1 pseudogene is annotated in these 227 nt (G+C 68.3%); it reads left to right on the top strand.

From position 1 onward, the window contains the following. Positions 1-114 precede the first annotated feature (114 nt). Positions 115-227 (top strand): annotated as a pseudogene (locus ACR9ZK_RS22695) (non-homologous end-joining DNA ligase); the annotation flags it as partial.

The raw sequence follows: 227 nt of genomic DNA, 5'->3' as shown, positions 1-227 counted from the left end.
CCCCCCCCCCCCCCCCCCCCCCCCCCCCCCCCCTCCCACACAAAAAAACGACCCCCTCGATGTAGCTCCGTCTCGTGGGCTCGGAGATGTGTATAAGAGACAGACTACTACGCGCGCGTCGCCCCGGTGATCCTGCCGCACCTGCGCGATCGCGCCGTGACCCGCATCCGCTACCCCCACGGCGTCGGGGCTGTCTCTTATACACATCTGACGCTGCCGACGACGGA

It is taken from the genome of Monashia sp. HAY1-5C (assembly GCF_056755255.1).
The sequence above is the reverse complement of the archived record's forward strand: the minus strand, read 5'-3'. Positions and strand labels throughout refer to the sequence as shown.